The following is a 15,795-nucleotide window of genomic DNA, read 5'->3' as shown; positions in this document are numbered from 1 at the left end:
GGCTGCTCGTCAGGTGGCCGGTTCCAGGAACTCCAGCCGGTTGCCCACCGGGTCGTGGCTGTAGAAGCGCCGGTGGCCCGGCAGGTCGTCGTCCCAGCGCACTTCGGCGCCCCGCTCCTCCAGCCGGGCCGCGTACGCCTCGATGTCCGTGACGCGCAGCCCGGGGTGGGCCTTCTTCGCCGGGCGGAAGTCCTGTTCGATGCCCAGGTGGAGCTGGACCGGGCCCGCCCGGAACCAGCAGCCGCCGCGGGCCGCGAGGGCCGGGGGCTTGGGGATCTCGGTCATGCCGAGGGTGTCGGCGTAGTAGGTGCGCAGGGTGTCCTCGGAACCCTCCGGGGCGGCGAGCTGTACGTGGTCGACGGCGGCGATCATCGCTTCTCCTTGTGGGCGACGGCGAAGACGCGGCGGAACGGGAAGACCGTGCCGTGCGGGCCCTGGGGGTAGGCGGTGCGCAGCAGGTCGCGGTATTCGGTGAGGAAGGCGTCGCGGGCCTCGGGGTCGTCGGCGAGGGCGGTCAGGACGGGGCGCAGGCCGGTGCCCTTCACCCAGTCGAGGACCGGGTCCTGACCGTGGAGGAGATGGAGGTACGTGGTCTCCCAGACGTCCGCCGTGATGCCGGGGGCGGTCAGCGTGTCGAGGTAGGCGGTGGGGGTGAGTACGGCGTCGGCGTGGCGCAGTTCGCCGGCGAGGCGGGTGCGCCAGCGTGGGGAGGCGGCGAGTTCGCGCATCAGTACGTGGCTGGGCTGGTCGAAGTTGCCGGGGACCTGGAAGGCGAAGGTGCCGCCGGGGGTGATCGCGTCCAGCCAGGCGGGGAAGCGGGCGGTGTGGCCGGGGACCCACTGGAGGAGGGCGTTGGAGACGATGAGGTCGTGGGGCTGGGCGGGGGTCCAGGTGGTGGCGTCGGCCTCGGCGAAGTCCAGGTGGGGGCCGGCGTGGGCGCGGGCCCGTTCGAGCATCTGCGGGGAGTTGTCGTAGCCGGTGATGCGGGCTGCCGGCCAGCGGTCGGCGAGCAGGACGGTGACGTTGCCGGCGCCGCAGCCGAGGTCGGCGATCCGAGGTGCGGGGGTGACCGGGAGGTCGGGGATGCGGGCGAGGATGTCGAGGAAGGGGCGGGTGCGGTGGTCTGCGTGGCGCAGGTACTGCTGCGGGTCCCAGGTGGGTGCGGTCATGGGTCCAGGATCACGTCGAAAATATCTTGATGTCAAGACACTTGAATTCAAGAGACTTCATGTCGACAGACCATCTACACTGATCCACATGGAGGACGAGGTCGACCGACTGGTCGCTGCATGGCGCCGAGAGCGCCCCGACCTCGACGTGGAACCACTCGAGGTGCTCAGCCGCGTCTCCCGCCTGGCCCGCCATCTGGACCGGGCCCGCCGGATCGCCTTCTCCGAGCACAATCTGGAGCCCTGGGAGTTCGACGTACTGACGTCGCTGCGTCGCGCGGGCGCCCCCTATCAGCTCTCCCCCGGCCAGCTCCTCACCCAGACACTGGTCACCTCCGGCACGATGACCAACCGCATCGACCGGCTGACCAAGAAGAACCTCGTCGAGCGTCTCCCCGACCCCAGCGACCGCCGCGGCGTGCTCGTCCGGCTCACCGCCGAGGGCCGCGACAAGGCCGACCAGTCGCTGGCCGGACTGCTGGCCCAGGAGCGCACCATCCTGAGCGAGCTCTCCACCCAGCAGCGGGGCGAACTGGCCGGACTGCTACGCCAGTTGACCGCCCCGTTCGACAACATCCCCGGTTAGCGCCGGGCTCGCCGGGCCCGGCTCGGCCGGCCCGACGCCCGCGCGCCGGGCCAGGGCGACCGCGGCCAGGGTGGAGTGCACACCCAGCTTCCCCAGCACGTTCTGCATATGGGTACGGACCGTGTGCGGGGAGAGGAAGAGCCGCTCGGCCACCGCCTTGCGGCCCAGACCCGCCACCATGCAGCGCAGCACCTCGCGTTCGCGCGGGGTCAGCGACTCGACCAGCTGCTCACTCTCGGTGCGGTGCTTGCGCGCCGCCGTCAGCTCCCGCAGCACTCCGGTGAGCAGCGCCGGGGGCAGATGCGTCTCGTCCCGCAGCACGCCCCGGATGACGGTGAGCAGCCGTTGCAGCGAGCAGTCCTTGGCGACCCAGCCCGACGCCCCGGCCTGAAGCGCCTGCGCGGCCCGGACCGGATCGTCCTTCTCGGCCAGCACCACCGTGCGCACGGCCGGCCGGCCCGAACGGACCCCGGCCACCAGGGAGATGCCGTCCACCTGGGCGCTCTCCCCGTCGGCGGGAACCGGTACGGGTGCCCGCCGGCCCCCCGCCGCGCCCAGGATGCCCAGCTCGGCGTCGATCAGCATCACGTCGTAGCCGCGCCCCTCGGCGGCGGCCCGCTCCAGGCACCGTAACGCGGCGGGGCCGCTGCCCGCCGCCGCCACATCCACGTCCGGCTCGGCCGCGAGCGCCGCTGCGAGCGACTCGGCGAAAATACGGTGGTCGTCCACCACGAGAACCCGGATACGAACCACAGGCACCCCCATGCCGCGTCTGTTCCTGGGCCACCCCCGGGCCCACCGAAGGGACCGGCCAGCGCGGGGACGGCACCCGGATCGGTGAATGGACCGCAGTCCCACGGCCGCCGCCGTGTGTCGACTGCTGCCCGCCCCAGGTGCCGTACCCGGCTGTCTCGTACCCCTGAATCAGCACCGGCCCCCACCGGTGCTGTGCATCAGGGTACGACCGGCGGGCCCCGGCGCAAGGTGATTCACAGAACTGACCGGTGTCGGGCGGGTGTTCGGGTGTGACTCGTGTGGTGTGCCGGGGTGGGAGGGGCTCAGCCGGGCGCCCTCGGACAAGGCTGCGGACGCCCTCGGACAGGGCGGCGGACGTCCTCGGACAAGGCGGCGGACGTCCTCAGACGATCCGGCGGGCGCCCGCCGAGGGTACCGCCGGGAAGATCCGCGGGGCCGTGTGGCCCGCCGCGGCGAACGCCTCCAGCACCGACTTGGCGACCGTGTCCGCCTGTTCCTCCGCCACCAGCACGATCGCCGAGCCGCCGAAGCCGCCACCGGTCATCCGCGCGCCGAGCGCCCCGGCCTCGTTCGCCGCCGACACCACCAGGTCCAGCTCCGGGCAGGAGACCCGCAGATCGTCGCGGAGCGAGACGTGCCCGGCGTTCAGGACCGGGCCCGCGGCCCGCACATCGCCCGCGTCGAGCAGCGCGATGACCTGCTCCACCCGCGCGTTGTCGCTGACCACATGGCGTACGTAGCGCACCACGGACTCGTCGACGCCGGCCCCGGTCAGGGTGTCCAGGGCCGCGCCGAGGCCGTCGTAGGGCACCTCGCGCAGCGTCCGTACGCCGAGCGCCGCCGCGCCCGCCTCGCAGCCGGCCCGCCGTTCGGCGTAGGCGCCGTCGCCGAGCGCGTGCTTGACCTGGGTGTCGACCACGAGCAGCCGCAGTCCGTGGGCGGCCAGGTCGAAGGGGATCTGGCGCCGGGTGAGATCGCGGGTGTCGAGGTGGAGGGCGTTGCCCTCGGTGCAGCAGGCGGACGCCATCTGGTCCATGACCCCGCAGGGCACGCCCACGAAGTCGTTCTCGGCGCGCTGGCCGAGAACCGCCAACTCGGGGGCGGAGAGCCCGAGTTCGAAGAGGTCGTTCAGGGCGAGCGCGGTGACGACCTCCAGCGCGGCGGAGGAGGACAGGCCGGCGCCGGTGGGGACCGTGGAGGTGAGCTGGATGTCCGCCCCGGTGACCGGGTGGCCGGCCTCGCGCAGCGCCCAGACGACTCCGGCGGGGTACGCGGCCCAGCCGTGCCCCTGGCGCGGGGCCAGTTCGTCGAGCCGGAGCTGGACGACGCCGCCGGGTACGTCGGTGGAGTGCAGCCGCAGTTCGCCGTCGGTGCGGCGGGCGACGGCCGCGAGTGCGGTGTGCGGCAGCGCGAGCGGCATCACGAAGCCGTCGTTGAAGTCGGTGTACTCGCCGATCAGGTTGACCCGGCCGGGGGCCGCCCAGATCCCTTCGGGCGCGCGGCCGTACAGCTCGGCGAAGGAGGCGGTCAGCTCGGTGCGGGCGGCGGTCGGCCCGGTGTTCTCGGTCATGGGGCGGTGGGCTCCTCTCGGCGGGCGAACGTCCAGGCGTCGGTGACGATTCCGGTCAGGTCGGCGCGGGACGGCGTCCAGCCGAGCCGCTCCCTGGCGGTGGCGGCGGAGGCGACCAGCACGGCGGGGTCACCGGCGCGGCGGGGGGCCGCGGTCTCCGGGACGGGGTGGCCGGTGACCTCGCGGACGGTCTCGATGACCTCGCGCACCGAGAAGCCGTTGCCGTTGCCGAGGTTGCAGATGAGATGCTCGCCCGCGGTGGCCGCGTCCAGCGCCAGCAGGTGGGCCTCGGCCAGGTCGGCGACATGGATGTAGTCGCGGACGCAGGTGCCGTCGGGGGTCGGGTAGTCGTCGCCGTACACGGAGATCGACTCGCGCCGGCCGAGCGCGACCTGGAGGACCAGCGGGATGAGGTGCGACTCGGGGTCGTGCCGCTCCCCGCAACTGCCGTACGCCCCGGCCACGTTGAAGTAGCGCAGCGAGACCGCGGCCAGGCCGTGCGCGGCCGCCTCGCCGGTGATCATGTGGTCGACGGCGAGTTTGGTGGCGCCGTAGGGGTTGGTGGGCGCGGTCGCGTCGGACTCGGTGATGGGGGTGGTGGCCGGTTCGCCGTAGGTGGCGGCGGTGGAGGAGAAGACCAGGGTGCGCACCCCGGCGTCGCGCATCGCGGCGAGCAGTGCGAGGGAGCCGCCGACGTTGTTCACCCAGTACTTCTCCGGGTCCACGACGGACTCGCCGACCTGGGAGTACGCGGCGAAGTGCAGCACCCCGTCGTAGGAGGCGTCCAGCCACTTCGCGGCGTCCTGGATGCGGCCCTCGATGAACTCGGCACCGGCCGGGACGCCCTCCCGGAACCCGGTCGACAGGTCGTCGAGAACGGTGACCGCGTGCCCGGCCTCCAGCAGATGCTGGGCGACCACGCTGCCGACGTATCCCGCGCCGCCCGTGACCAGGTACTTCTTCTGGGGCTTGCTCACTCGCTCGCTACCTCTCGCAGTCGCTGGGCCGCGGCCTCCGGCGGCACATCGTTGATGAACACGTTCATGCCGGATTCGGAACCCGCGAGGAACTTCAGCTTGCCGGAGGTACGTCGAATGGTGAAAAGCTCCAGATGGAGCCCGAAGTCCTCCCGTCCGGGGACCCCGAACGGGGCCTGGTGCCAGGCCGAGATGTACGGGGTCGGCGGCTCGCCGGGGCCGAAGATCCGGTCGAATCGCCTCAAGAGTTCCAGATAGATCTGTGGGAACTCCGTGCGCGCGGCCTCGTCGAGCTCTCGCAGGTCGGGGACGCGGCGGCGGGGGTGGAGATGGACCTCGTACGGCCAGTGCGCGGCGTACGGCACGAAGGCGACCCAGTGCTCGCCGTCGATGACGATCCGGGAGCCGTCCTTCTCCTCGCGGGCCACCACGTCGTCGAAGAGGTTGCCGCCGGTCTCGGCGCGGTGGGCCGCCATCGAGCGGAACATCAGCTCGGTGCGCGGGGTGACGAAGGGGTACGCGTAGATCTGCCCGTGCGGGTGGCCGAGCGTGACGCCGATCTCGGCGCCCCGGTTCTCGAAGCAGAACACCTGCTTGACCTGCGGGAGTCCGGCCAGTTCGGCGGTGCGGTCGGTCCAGGCCGACAGGACCAGGGCGGCCTGCTCCTCGGTGAGGTCGGCGAACGACGCGTCGTGGTCGGAGGTGAAGCAGACGACCTCGCAGCGGCCGGAGTCACCGGCGAGCGAGGGGAAGCGGTTCTCGAAGACGGCGACGTCGTAGTCGGCCTCGGGAATCTCGCTCCGCCGGCCGTCCCGCGAGGGGCAGAGCGGGCACTCGTCGGCCGGCGGGTGGTAGATGCGGCCCTGGCGGTGCGAGGCGATGGCGACGCTGTCGCCGAGGAACGGGTCCCGACGGATCTCGGACGAGGTCGAGACCGGGTCGAGGGGGCGTCGGTCGACGGCGTCGCGGACGATGTCGTCGCGGCTGTCGTAGTAGAGCAGCTCCCGGCCGTCGGCGAGCGTCGTAACCGTCTTCTTCACCAGGTTCCTCTTCACCAGGTTCCTCCAAACATAAACAAACACAATGAACCACAACTCAACAATGACGTCAATGAGTGGCCCACGCAGAGCGCGTGGCCCGTGCGTGGTGTTCGTTATGTCCGGGGGAACGAGCGGCGGCTCAGCTCTTCGGCTGCCCCGGCGGCTCGGTCGGTGCCGCGCGGTCCAGCAGCCCGGTACGGGCCGCGAGCGCCGCGGCCTCCAGCCGGGAGCCGACGCCCAGCTTCATCAGCACCCGCTGCACATGCGTGCGCGCGGTGCTGGGCGCGATCAGCATCCCGGCCGCGATCAGCCGGGTGTCCTCGCCCTCGGCGACCCGCACCAGGACCTCGACCTCGCGCGGGGTGAGCATCTGGAGCAGCCGCTGCCCCTCGTCGTCCGGCGCGGCGGCGGGATTGAGCAGTTCGGCGAAGGCGCCCTGAAGGAGCTGCGGCGCCACCGCCGTCTCTCCGGCGCGCGCCTTGACCATCGCCCGCTCGACGCCTTCCATGCGCTCGTCGTGGCGGACGTATCCCGCGGCCCCCGCCGCGAAGGCGGCCGCGATCCCGCGCGGGCTGGGCACCGGTCCGAGCACCACGACGGCCACCTGCGGGCGCTCGCGCCGGATCCGTACGATCGGGTCGAAGGCGCCGGGTTCGGCCGGCGCCGCGGTGCCGAACAGGCAGACGTCCGGGGCCCTGCTGACCACCAGATCCGCCGCCCCCGACGTCGGTGCGGCGGCCGCGAGGACCCGGTGGCCCCGCAGTTTCAGCGCCGAGGCGAGTGCCTCGGCGAGCAGTCTGTGATCATCGACCACCATGAGCCGCACGCCCATCGAGCACACCCCCGTTGCACCGGCACACCGGGCCCCCCGGCCTTCCTGACCCGGCAAGCTACACGCTTGTTCGACGCCGCGGGCGTCTTACCGGCCAAAAGGAGCCGCAACGACGGATCGGCGCGTGTTCGGGACCGGTTGATGGTGCGCCGTGTCCGACTGGTCGCCGTTGTGATCGGCCTGCCGACCGTTACGGATCACTTCCGGAGGGCCCGTGCGGCCGGCCCGGAACGTGCGCGGGGGTGGTGCCCGTCGCCGGACACCACCCCCGCATGCGTGCGGCCTGCTGTTACGGCTTACGGCCTGCTGAAGCTGACCGCCAGTCGGCGGCTCGCGTCCAGCGAACCGCTCGGCTTGCTGACCATCATGCTGGACAGGAACAGGTGCCCGTCGCTGTAGCGGAACTCGGTGTAGTCCGGCGTGAAGCTGGTCTCCGCGTCCCGGATCGACTCGTCGCTCGGGTTCTCCATCAGCACCGTCTGCTTGAACGTGGCGCCGTCGATGGAGACGACCTGGCCGCCCTTGTCGTACGGGGGAACCCGGTAGGCGATGATGTTGCCGCCGTCCATGCGGATCGGGAACATCGTGTAGCGGTCGCCCGCGTCGGCCCTGTCACTGGTCGGCTTGCCGGTGGTGAGGTCGAAGGAGACGATCTCGTTGGTGTCGCCGTACTCGCCGGTGCCCTCGTGGTCCTCGGTCGGCACGTAGATGCGGTTGTTGCCGACGGCCAGCTGGCTGCAGCTCTCGACCTCGGTGGAGGCGCAGCGCGCGGCGTACTTCTCGCCGTCCGCCGCGATCCGGGTGAGCAGCTTGCCGGTGGAGGAGTCGATCGAGAAGAAGTCCGAGATGCCGCTGCCGTCACCGGCGGTGTCGCCGACATCGGCCGCGACGACCAGCGGCTTGGTGGAGACGATGCTCGCGTACTCGACACCGGGCGGCATCTTGAACGAGGAGATCGGGGACCCGGTGGTGGGGTCCAGTGCCTGGATGACGAGCTGCGGGTCGTCGTACGTACCGCACTTGCGGACCACCGCGAGCGCTTCGCCGCCGCCGTACCCCTTGTCGTAGCAGCCGTCGGTGGTGGCCTTGGGCTTCCAGCGCTCGGCGCCGGTGTTGAGGTCGAAGGCGGCGCCGCCCTCGGTTCCGCCCGCGGCGACCGTGGTGCCGCTGAGCGTGACCTCGTCGAACCTGACCTCCGCGTCACCGCTGGTGGCGGCGGTCACCGACTTGCTCCACAGCAGTTTGCCGGTGGCGAGGTCGAGCCCGCCGACCTGGTTGCACGGCTGGTACTTGGTCGCCTTGGTCGGCTTGCTCTGCTCGAAGGCGATCGCGGTCTTGAAGTCCTTGGACATGTGCCGGGACGCGGCGCAGACCTGGCCCGCCAGCGGGATCGACCAGAGCTTGGTGCCCTTGGCCGGGTCGTAGGCGACGATCTCGTTCAGACCGGTCTTCACGTACGCCTTGTCGGTCAGCCAGGAGCCGTCGACCTTGGTGACGTCGGTGACCTTGGGCAGCGGCAGCTGGAAGGCGACCTTGGACTTGGGGTCCGCGGGGGCCTTCTCCTTGCCGGCGCCGTCGACGGCGTTGCCGCCGCCCTGGCCGCCCTTGCCCTCGGTGGTGGTGCCGCCGGACCGGGACGCCTCGTCCTTCTTGCCGTCGTCACCGCCGGAGGAGTACCAGATGCCGCCGGCCACGATCAGCACCACGGCCACCGAGGCGGCGACGATGATCTGCATCTGGGTGCTGAACTTCTTGCCGCCGTTCCCGTCCTGCTGGGGCAGCTGCGGCTGCTGCATCGGGGTGGTCTGGTAGCCGTACCCCTGCTGCGGCGGCTGGCCGGGCGGCATGCCCTGCGGGAATCCGTAGCCCTGCTGCGGCTGTCCGGGCACCGGCGCCTGCGGGTAGCCGTAGCCGGGCTGCGGCGGCTGGCCCTGCGGGTAGCCGTAACCGGGCTGCGGCGGCTGGGCCTGCGGGTAGCCGTAGCCGGGGCCCGGCTGCTGCGGAGCGCCGGTGGGCGGCTGGCTGTCCGCGGGCGGCGGGGTCGGGGCGCCGAACCCGCCCGCGGGCGGGGTGGCCGGCTGCTTGCCGAACGGGTCGGCGGGCGGCGGCGTCGGGGCACCGAACCCACCGGGCTGGGGGTCCTGCGGAGCGCCGAACCCGCCCTGTGGGGGGTCCTGCGGGGCACCGAATCCGCCCTGGGGCGGATCGTTGGGCGGCTGGGGCGGCTGCGTCATGGCGTACGTACCTCTGGGGAAAGGGAGTCGGTGGGACGGGTCCGGCAGCGGTCGGTCGTGCGCCGACCGCTGCCGGTCATGAGCCGTGGGGCTCCGGCGACGGCCGGTTTCTGCCGTCGAGGGGCCTCGTGAGCCGTCAGTTGCCGAAGGCCATCATGGTCTTCGTCTCCAGCTCTTCCTTGTCGTTCCTGGCGCTGACCCGGCCGCTCGCGATGAACGAACGGCCGCCCGCGTAGAGGACCTTCGAGTTGTAGAAGCCGCGCTCGATCTCGGACGTCGACGCGGGGTGCTGCAGCAGCATCCGCGGGGTGCCGCCGGTCGGTGCGAGGGTGGCGATGCCGCCGCCCTTCTCGTAGGCGGTCTCCACGTAGAGCAGCACATTGCCGCCCTCCATGCGCAGCGGCTTGACCGTGCGGTCGGCCGGGGCGGCGGCCTTCCACCTGGTCTTCCCGGTGTTCAGGCTGAACGCCACGACCTTGTTCGTACGGGCGGTGCCGCTGGAGTCCGGCGCGGTCGCCATGTAGAAGGTGTTGGCGTCGGCGGCGACTCCGGTGCAGCCGTCGAGGGACTTGCCGAAGATGGCGAAGGCGCTGCCGCAGTCCGGTGCGAACTTGTCGCCCTTGTCGCTGGTGATGCCGGTGCGGAGCGTGCCGTTGTTCTTCAGCGCGAGGATGCTCCACTCCTTGTCCTTCTTCAGGGAGACCACCAGCGGGCTGACCGAATAGACCTTGTCGATCTCCCAGCCACGCTTGGGCCGGTACGTCCACCTGGCCCTCCCCGTGTCCGGGTCGAGCTCCTGGATCTGGTGCTGCGGGTTCTTGACGTCGTCGGTGCGGCAGCTGGAGGCGGCGATCAGCTTGGCCCCGCCGGCGAAGGCGAACGGCTGGCAGGTGCCCGACGGCTTGCCGAACAGCTCCTTGCCGTCACTGACCCGGTAGGCGTTGGAGTTTCCGGTACGCCCGACCGTCACGGTGTCGCCGCTGATGGCCAGCGAGATGTCCGACAGAAAGTCCCAGGTGCCGTTCTTCTTGACCGACTTCTTCCACCCGGCCTTGCCGGTGGCGAGGTCGATCATCTGGAGGTCGGCACAGTTCGCCTTGTCGGTGGTGCCGTCCTTGACCCCGATGACGATCTTGCCGTTGGCCGTGGGCTGCGAGGGCGCCGCGCACAGGTCGGCGGGCAGGTCGAGCGTCCACTTCTGCTTGCCGTCGGCCACCGAGTAGCCGGAGACCGAGCGGTACATGCCCCTGACGATGGTGTCGCCGGACACCCAGGGGCCGTACACGTCGGAGCCGTTGCGCGGCAGGTCGATGTCGTTCTTCTGGAGCCAGAGGACCTTCGCCTCGCCGGACTTGCGTCCGGCGTTGAGGTCGTCGTCGCCCTCGCGGCCGTCGCCGTCGCCGTTCCCGTTGCCCTCGTTGATGGAGGGCGAACTGCTCGGCTTCGCGTCCCCGCTCTCCTTCGCGACGGGCTTCTTGTCGTCGTCGCCCCCGCTCGTGGCGACGAAGATGCCGCCGCCGATCACCAGGAGCGCGGCAGCCGCGGCACCGATGATGATCGCGGGCTTGCGCTTGGAGGGGCCGCCGCCGGGACCGCTCGGGGCGGGTGCGCCGGGGTACTGCTGCTGCGGGTAGCCGTAGCCGGGCTGCTGCTGCCCGTACGGCCCCGGCTGCTGGGTGTAGGGGCCCGGCTGCTGGGTGTACGGGCCGGGCTGCTGGGCGTACGGACCCGGCTGCTGGGCGTAGGGGCCCGGCTGCTGGCCCGGCTGCTGGCCCGGCTGCTGCGGGTAGCCGTAGCCGGGGGCCTGGCCCGGCGGCTGGCCGGGGGCCTGCGGATAGCCGTAGCCCGGCTGGGCGGGCGGCGGGGTCTGCGGCGGGCCCTGGGGCGGCTGAGGACTTCCCGGCGGCGGCTCCTGCGGCGCGCCGAAGCCTCCCTGCGGCGGTTGCTGGCTGGGCGGCTGGGTCATCAGCACGTCCCCCTTCGTGCGGTCCGGTGCCCGGTCCGTTCTCCCCCGCGATTCCGTGGAACGCCACGGGGTCGAAACCCCCCGAACTTCCCGGAAAGGAGCGAATCAGGCATGGATCCCGCAGTGTTACGTCAGTCGAGCGGGGCTTCTTTGTACCACCCGCGAGACCCCGGGCACCGGGGCGGTCCACCCCCTGTTCCCAAGGGAGAACCGCCCCGTGATGCCTCCGTTACGCCTGGGTGTCCGTCAGTTGCCGAACATCTCCATCGACTTGGCCCGCTGCTCGTCCCCGTCCTCGACCCCGCTGATGCTCGTACTCATCAGGAGAGAACGGCCGTTTACGTAGGTGACCCGGGGCTCGAAGAGAGAGCGCTCGGTCCGTGCGCCCGCGTCCGGGTGCCGGAGCAGCATCCGCGGGGTGCCACCGGCCGGCGGCAGCGACGCGATGGCGCCGGCCCTGCTCGTCGACGACTCCACGAACACCAGCAGCCGGCCGTCCTCCACCCGCATCGGCATCATGGTCTGCCCGGCCGGGGCGTCGGCCTTCCATTTGACCTGACCGGTGCTCACGTCGAAGGCGACGACCTTGTTGGGGGTGGTGGTGTCGGACTCGCCGAGCTTGGTCGCCAGGTAGACCGTCCGGTCGTCGGTCGCCACTCCGAGGCAGTTGTCGAGGTTCCCGCCGCCGGTGATGAGATCGGTGTCGCACTCCACCCGGTAGTTCTCGGTGCCGCCGACCAGCTGGGAGCGGTAGGTGCCGTCCGCGTTGAGCATGACGATGGCCCAGTCCTGTCCCTTCTTCAGGGAGACGACCAGCGGGCTGACCGAGTAGAACTGCGAGACCTCCCAGCCCTTCTTGACCTTGTACGTCCACCGGACCTTCCCGGTGGCCGGGTCGATCCGCTCCACCAGCTGTTCCTTGTGGTCGTCGGCCGCCGTCTGGCAGCTGGCCGCGGCGATCCCCAGCGGTCCGCTCGCGAAGCCGAACGGCTGGCAGTTTCCCGGCAGTTTCCCGAAGAGCACCTTGCCGTCGCTGACCCGGAAGGCGTCCGTCCTGGTCTTGCGCCCGACGGTCACGGTGTCGCCGTTGATCGCCATCGCGGTGTCGGAGAGCAGGTCCCAGGCGCCCTGCCGCTCGAAGGTCTTGTACCAGCCGGCCTTACCGGTCGTGAGGTCGGCCATCTGGAGTCCGTTGCACTCCGCCTGGCTGCCGCTGCCGCTCTGTACCCCGAAGACGATCTTGCCGTCGGCGGTGGTCTGCGAGGGGGCCCCGCACAGCTTGCCCGGCAGTCGCAGACTCCACTTCTCGGTGCCGTCGGCGACCGAATAGCCGGACACGGTGTGGAACATCGCCTTGACGACGGTGTCGCCGACGAACCAGGGGCCGTACACGCTCTCGCCGTTGCGGGGCAGGTCGACGCCGCCCTCCTGGAGCCATTGGACCTTCGCCTCGCCGGCCTTGCGCTTGGCGTTGATCCCGTCGGCCTCCGCGCGCAGGTCGCCCGGCCCCGGGTCCTTCTCCTTGCCCTTGCCCTTGGACCCTTCGCCGGTGGAGGGACCCGGTGCGGGGTCGGCGCTCGTCTTCGCCGTGGGCTTCTTCCCGTCGCTGCCGCTCGTCGCCAGCCAGACGCCACCGCCCGCCAGCAGCACGACGGCGAGCACAGCACCGATGACCGCTCCCCGCCTGCCCCGGAAGAACCCGCCACCGCCGCTGCCGGCCGCGGGGCCACCGGACTGCGGTGACGACGGCACGCCGTACGGGCCGGGCTGCGTCGGTGCGTTGTACGGACCGGGCTGCGTGGGTGTGTTGTACGGACCGGGCTGGGCGGGCGGCGGCCCGTACGGACCCGGCTGCTGGGCGGGCGGCGGCCCGTACGGACCGGGCGGCTGCGTGCCGTACGGGCCGGCGGCCTGACCCGACGGCTGGGTCGGCGGCTGGGCGGATGGCTGGGCCGGCGGCTGGGCGGATGGCTGGGCGGATGGCTGGGCCGGCGGCTGGACCGGCGGCCCGTACAAGCCGGGCTGTGGTTCGTACGGAGCCCCGAAGCCTCCCTGCGGCGGTTGCTGGCCGGGCGGCTGGGTCATCAGCACGTCCCCCTTCGTGCGGTCCGGTGCCCGGTCCGTTCTCCCCCGCGATTCCGTGGAACGCCACGGGGCCGAAACCCCCGAGCTTCCCGGAAAGGAGCGAATCAGGCATGGATCCCGCGGTGTTACGGCTGTCGAGCGGGGCTTCTTTGTACCACCCGCGTCTTTTCGGCCACCGGTCGGTCAGTCGCCGAAAGAGATCATGGTCTTCATCGCGATCTCCTCCTCGTCGGTGACTCCGCTGACGAAGCCGTGCATGAGCAGGGAGCGCCCGTTCACGTACGCGACCCGGGGAGTGGAGAAGCCACGCTCCACCTCGGCCGCCGACGCCGGATGCCGCAGGACCGGCCGGAGGGTGCCGCCCGTCGGGGCGAGCGACATGATGCCGCCCCCCTTGCCCTTGGTCGCGTCCATGTAGACCAGCACCTTGCCGCCCTCGACCCGCATCGGCATCAGGGGCTGCCCGGCGGGCGCCGGGACCTTCCACTTGGACTTGCCGGTGTCCAGATCGAAGGCAACGACCGCGTTGGTCATGTCGGAGTCGACGTACTTGGGCTTCGTAGCCATGTAGAAGGTGTCCGCGTCGGCCGCGCCCCCGCCCCCCCCCAGGCAGTTGTCGACGTTCTTGCCCCGGGTGAGCACGTCGCCGCCGCACTGCACCGCGTAGTCGTCGGTGCCACCGATCAGCTGGGACCGGTACGTGCCATCGGCGTTGAGCACCATAATGCAACGGTCACACCTGACGCACCGCAGCGATCAGGCGTCCTCGGCCAGTTCCAGCCAGCGCATCTCCAACTCGTCGCGTTCGGCGACCAGTTCGCGGAGCTCGGCGTCGAGCTTCGCCACCTTCTCGAAGTCCGTGGCGTGCTCCGCGATCTGCGCGTGCAGCGTGGTCTCCCGCGTCGACATCTTGTCGAGTTGCCGCTCGACCTTCTGGAGCTCCTTCTTCGCCGCACGGGCGGCCTGCGGGGAGACCGTCGCGGCCGGGGCGGTCTCCTTGGCCGGCGCGGGTGCGGCGGAGGGCGTGGCCGCCTCCTCCATCCGCTGCCTGCGCTCCAGGTACTCGTCGATCCCGCGCGGCAGCATCCGGAGCGTGCGGTCGCCGAGCAGCGCCATCACCCGGTCCGTGGTCCGCTCGATGAAGAACCGGTCGTGGGAGATCACGATCATCGATCCGGGCCAGCCGTCGAGGAGGTCCTCCAGCTGGGTCAGGGTCTCGATGTCGAGGTCGTTGGTGGGCTCGTCGAGGAAGAGGACGTTCGGCTCGTCCATCAGCAGGCGCAGGATCTGGAGCCGGCGCCGCTCACCGCCGGAGAGGTCACCGACCGGAGTCCACTGCTTCTCCTTCGAGAAGCCGAACTGCTCGCAGAGCTGGCCCGCGGTCATCTCACGGCCCTTGCCGAGGTCGACCCGGTCCCGTACCTGCTGGACGGCCTCCAGGACCCGCAGGTTCGGGTTGAGCTCGGCGACCTCCTGGGAGAGGTAGGCCAGCTTGACGGTCTTGCCGACGACGACCTTCCCGGCTGCGGGCTGCGCCTCGCCCTGGGTACGGGCCGCCTCGGCCAGCGCCCGCAGCAGCGAGGTCTTGCCCGCGCCGTTGACCCCGACCAGGCCGATCCGGTCACCGGGGCCGAGCTGCCAGGTGAGGTGGGTGAGCAGCGTCTTGGGGCCCGCCTGGACGGTCACGTCCTCCAGGTCGAAGACGGTCTTGCCGAGCCGGGCGTTGGCGAACTTCATCAGCTCGCTGGTGTCGCGCGGCGGCGGCACATCGGCGATCAGTTCGTTGGCCGCCTCGATGCGGTAGCGGGGCTTGGAGGTGCGGGCGGGGGCGCCGCGGCGCAGCCAGGCCAGCTCCTTGCGCATCAGGTTCTGCCGCTTGGACTCCTCGGTCGCGGCGATCCGCTCCCGCTCGGCCCGCGCGAAGACGTAGTCGCTGTAGCCGCCCTCGTACTCGTGGACGGTGCCCCGCTGGACGTCCCACATGCGGGTGCAGACCTGGTCGAGGAACCAGCGGTCGTGGGTCACGCAGACGAGCGCGGAGCGGCGGGCCCGCAGATGGCCGGCCAGCCAGGAGATGCCCTCGACGTCGAGGTGGTTGGTCGGCTCGTCGAGGACGATCAGGTCCTGTTCGGCGATGAGCAGCTTGGCCAGCGCGATCCGGCGCCGCTCGCCACCGGAGAGCGGGGCGATGACGGTGTCCAGGCCGTGTTCGAAGCCGGGCAGGGCGAGGCCGCCGAAGAGTCCGGTGAGTACGTCGCGGATCTTGGCGCTGCCCGCCCACTCGTGGTCGGCGAGGTCGCCGATCACCTCGTGGCGGATGGTCGCCTGCGGGTCGAGCGAATCGTGCTGGGTGAGGACGCCGAGCCGCAGCCCGCCGTTGTGGGTGACGCGTCCGCTGTCCGCCTCCTCCAGCTTGGCGAGCATCCGGATGAGCGTCGTCTTGCCGTCGCCGTTGCGGCCCACGACCCCGATCCGGTCCCCCTCGGACACCCCGAGGGACACGCCGTCGAGCAGGGCACGGGTGCCGTACACCTTGCTGACCTGCTCGACATTGACCAGATTGACGGCCATTTCACTCCT

General features: G+C 71.3%; 13 protein-coding genes. 1 reads left to right on the top strand and 12 read right to left on the bottom strand.

Annotated elements, in window-relative coordinates:
- Positions 1 to 9 precede the first annotated feature (9 nt).
- Both ABZ622_RS12930 and ABZ622_RS12925 read right to left on the bottom strand, forming a co-directional pair.
- The gene (locus ABZ622_RS12930; RefSeq protein ID WP_360542382.1) at positions 10 to 372 is read right to left on the bottom strand and encodes a VOC family protein; all 363 of its coding nucleotides are present in this window, start codon (positions 370 to 372) and stop codon (positions 10 to 12) included.
- Entirely contained in the window at positions 369 to 1,169 is an 801-nt protein-coding gene (locus tag ABZ622_RS12925; RefSeq protein ID WP_360542381.1) for a trans-aconitate 2-methyltransferase, read from the bottom strand. Before ABZ622_RS12925 ends, ABZ622_RS12930 begins: the two co-directional genes overlap by 4 nt.
- A gap of 88 nt (positions 1,170 to 1,257) precedes the next feature.
- Between ABZ622_RS12925 and ABZ622_RS12920 the strand changes: the two genes are divergently transcribed.
- On the top strand, positions 1,258 to 1,755 hold the full coding sequence (locus ABZ622_RS12920; protein WP_360542380.1) for a MarR family transcriptional regulator: 498 nt from the start codon (positions 1,258 to 1,260) through the stop codon (positions 1,753 to 1,755).
- Here the strand turns inward: ABZ622_RS12920 and ABZ622_RS12915 are convergent.
- From ABZ622_RS12915 to ABZ622_RS12870, 10 genes are all read right to left on the bottom strand, one after another.
- Positions 1,714 to 2,520: a response regulator transcription factor gene (locus ABZ622_RS12915; protein ID WP_360542379.1), complete on the bottom strand. Its 807-nt coding sequence runs from the start codon at positions 2,518 to 2,520 to the stop codon at positions 1,714 to 1,716. The two genes, ABZ622_RS12920 and ABZ622_RS12915, sit on opposite strands and share 42 nt — an antisense overlap.
- A gap of 373 nt (positions 2,521 to 2,893) precedes the next feature.
- Positions 2,894 to 4,081 carry a galactokinase gene (gene galK, locus ABZ622_RS12910; RefSeq protein ID WP_360542378.1) on the bottom strand — a complete coding sequence of 396 codons (1,188 nt, stop codon included), beginning with the start codon at positions 4,079 to 4,081 and terminating at the stop codon, positions 2,894 to 2,896.
- Complete coding sequence (gene galE / locus ABZ622_RS12905) at positions 4,078 to 5,058, bottom strand: UDP-glucose 4-epimerase GalE (protein WP_360542377.1); 981 nt, start codon at positions 5,056 to 5,058, stop codon at positions 4,078 to 4,080. Before galE ends, galK begins: the two co-directional genes overlap by 4 nt.
- Positions 5,055 to 6,098 (bottom strand): galactose-1-phosphate uridylyltransferase, encoded by a 1,044-nt coding sequence (gene galT / locus ABZ622_RS12900; protein ID WP_360542624.1) that lies wholly within the window; start codon positions 6,096 to 6,098, stop codon positions 5,055 to 5,057. The genes galE and galT overlap by 4 nt, the downstream gene beginning before the upstream one ends.
- A gap of 139 nt (positions 6,099 to 6,237) precedes the next feature.
- A complete protein-coding gene (locus tag ABZ622_RS12895; RefSeq protein ID WP_360542376.1) occupies positions 6,238 to 6,930 on the bottom strand; it encodes a LuxR C-terminal-related transcriptional regulator in 693 nt (230 codons plus the stop codon).
- Between the two features lie 296 nt (positions 6,931 to 7,226).
- The gene (locus ABZ622_RS12890) at positions 7,227 to 9,164 is read right to left on the bottom strand and encodes a PQQ-binding-like beta-propeller repeat protein (protein WP_360542375.1); all 1,938 of its coding nucleotides are present in this window, start codon (positions 9,162 to 9,164) and stop codon (positions 7,227 to 7,229) included.
- Positions 9,165 to 9,300: 136 nt separating this feature from the next.
- A complete protein-coding gene (locus tag ABZ622_RS12885) occupies positions 9,301 to 11,130 on the bottom strand; it encodes a PQQ-binding-like beta-propeller repeat protein (RefSeq protein WP_360542374.1) in 1,830 nt (609 codons plus the stop codon).
- 246 nt (positions 11,131 to 11,376) lie between these two features.
- Positions 11,377 to 13,215: a PQQ-binding-like beta-propeller repeat protein gene (locus tag ABZ622_RS12880; protein ID WP_360542373.1), complete on the bottom strand. Its 1,839-nt coding sequence runs from the start codon at positions 13,213 to 13,215 to the stop codon at positions 11,377 to 11,379.
- A 183-nt stretch (positions 13,216 to 13,398) separates the two neighbouring features.
- Complete coding sequence (locus ABZ622_RS12875; RefSeq protein WP_360542372.1) at positions 13,399 to 13,938, bottom strand: hypothetical protein; 540 nt, start codon at positions 13,936 to 13,938, stop codon at positions 13,399 to 13,401.
- Positions 13,939 to 13,971: 33 nt separating this feature from the next.
- Positions 13,972 to 15,786 (bottom strand): ABC-F family ATP-binding cassette domain-containing protein, encoded by a 1,815-nt coding sequence (locus ABZ622_RS12870; protein WP_360542371.1) that lies wholly within the window; start codon positions 15,784 to 15,786, stop codon positions 13,972 to 13,974.
- Positions 15,787 to 15,795 lie beyond the last annotated feature (9 nt).

The sequence above is a fragment of the Streptomyces sp. NPDC007164 genome (genome assembly GCF_040634135.1).
In the GTDB taxonomy this organism is placed as follows: domain Bacteria; phylum Actinomycetota; class Actinomycetes; order Streptomycetales; family Streptomycetaceae; genus Streptomyces; species Streptomyces sanglieri.
The sequence above is the reverse complement of the archived record's forward strand: the minus strand, read 5'-3'. Positions and strand labels throughout refer to the sequence as shown.

Excerpts from the sequence above, each read along its gene's own strand:
- ABZ622_RS12890 (WP_360542375.1), bottom strand. The coding sequence starts at position 9,164 with ATGACGCAGCCGCCCCAGCCGCCCAACGATCCGCCCCAGGGCGGATTC.
- ABZ622_RS12915 (WP_360542379.1), bottom strand. The coding sequence starts at position 2,520 with ATGGGGGTGCCTGTGGTTCGTATCCGGGTTCTCGTGGTGGACGACCAC.
- galK (WP_360542378.1), bottom strand. The coding sequence starts at position 4,081 with ATGACCGAGAACACCGGGCCGACCGCCGCCCGCACCGAGCTGACCGCC.
- ABZ622_RS12895 (WP_360542376.1), bottom strand. The coding sequence starts at position 6,930 with ATGGGCGTGCGGCTCATGGTGGTCGATGATCACAGACTGCTCGCCGAG.
- ABZ622_RS12880 (WP_360542373.1), bottom strand. The coding sequence starts at position 13,215 with ATGACCCAGCCGCCCGGCCAGCAACCGCCGCAGGGAGGCTTCGGGGCT.
- ABZ622_RS12925 (WP_360542381.1), bottom strand. The coding sequence starts at position 1,169 with ATGACCGCACCCACCTGGGACCCGCAGCAGTACCTGCGCCACGCAGAC.
- ABZ622_RS12885 (WP_360542374.1), bottom strand. The coding sequence starts at position 11,130 with ATGACCCAGCCGCCCAGCCAGCAACCGCCGCAGGGAGGCTTCGGCGCG.
- ABZ622_RS12875 (WP_360542372.1), bottom strand. The coding sequence starts at position 13,938 with ATGGTGCTCAACGCCGATGGCACGTACCGGTCCCAGCTGATCGGTGGC.
- ABZ622_RS12920 (WP_360542380.1), top strand. The coding sequence starts at position 1,258 with ATGGAGGACGAGGTCGACCGACTGGTCGCTGCATGGCGCCGAGAGCGC.
- ABZ622_RS12870 (WP_360542371.1), bottom strand. The coding sequence starts at position 15,786 with ATGGCCGTCAATCTGGTCAATGTCGAGCAGGTCAGCAAGGTGTACGGC.
- ABZ622_RS12930 (WP_360542382.1), bottom strand. The coding sequence starts at position 372 with ATGATCGCCGCCGTCGACCACGTACAGCTCGCCGCCCCGGAGGGTTCC.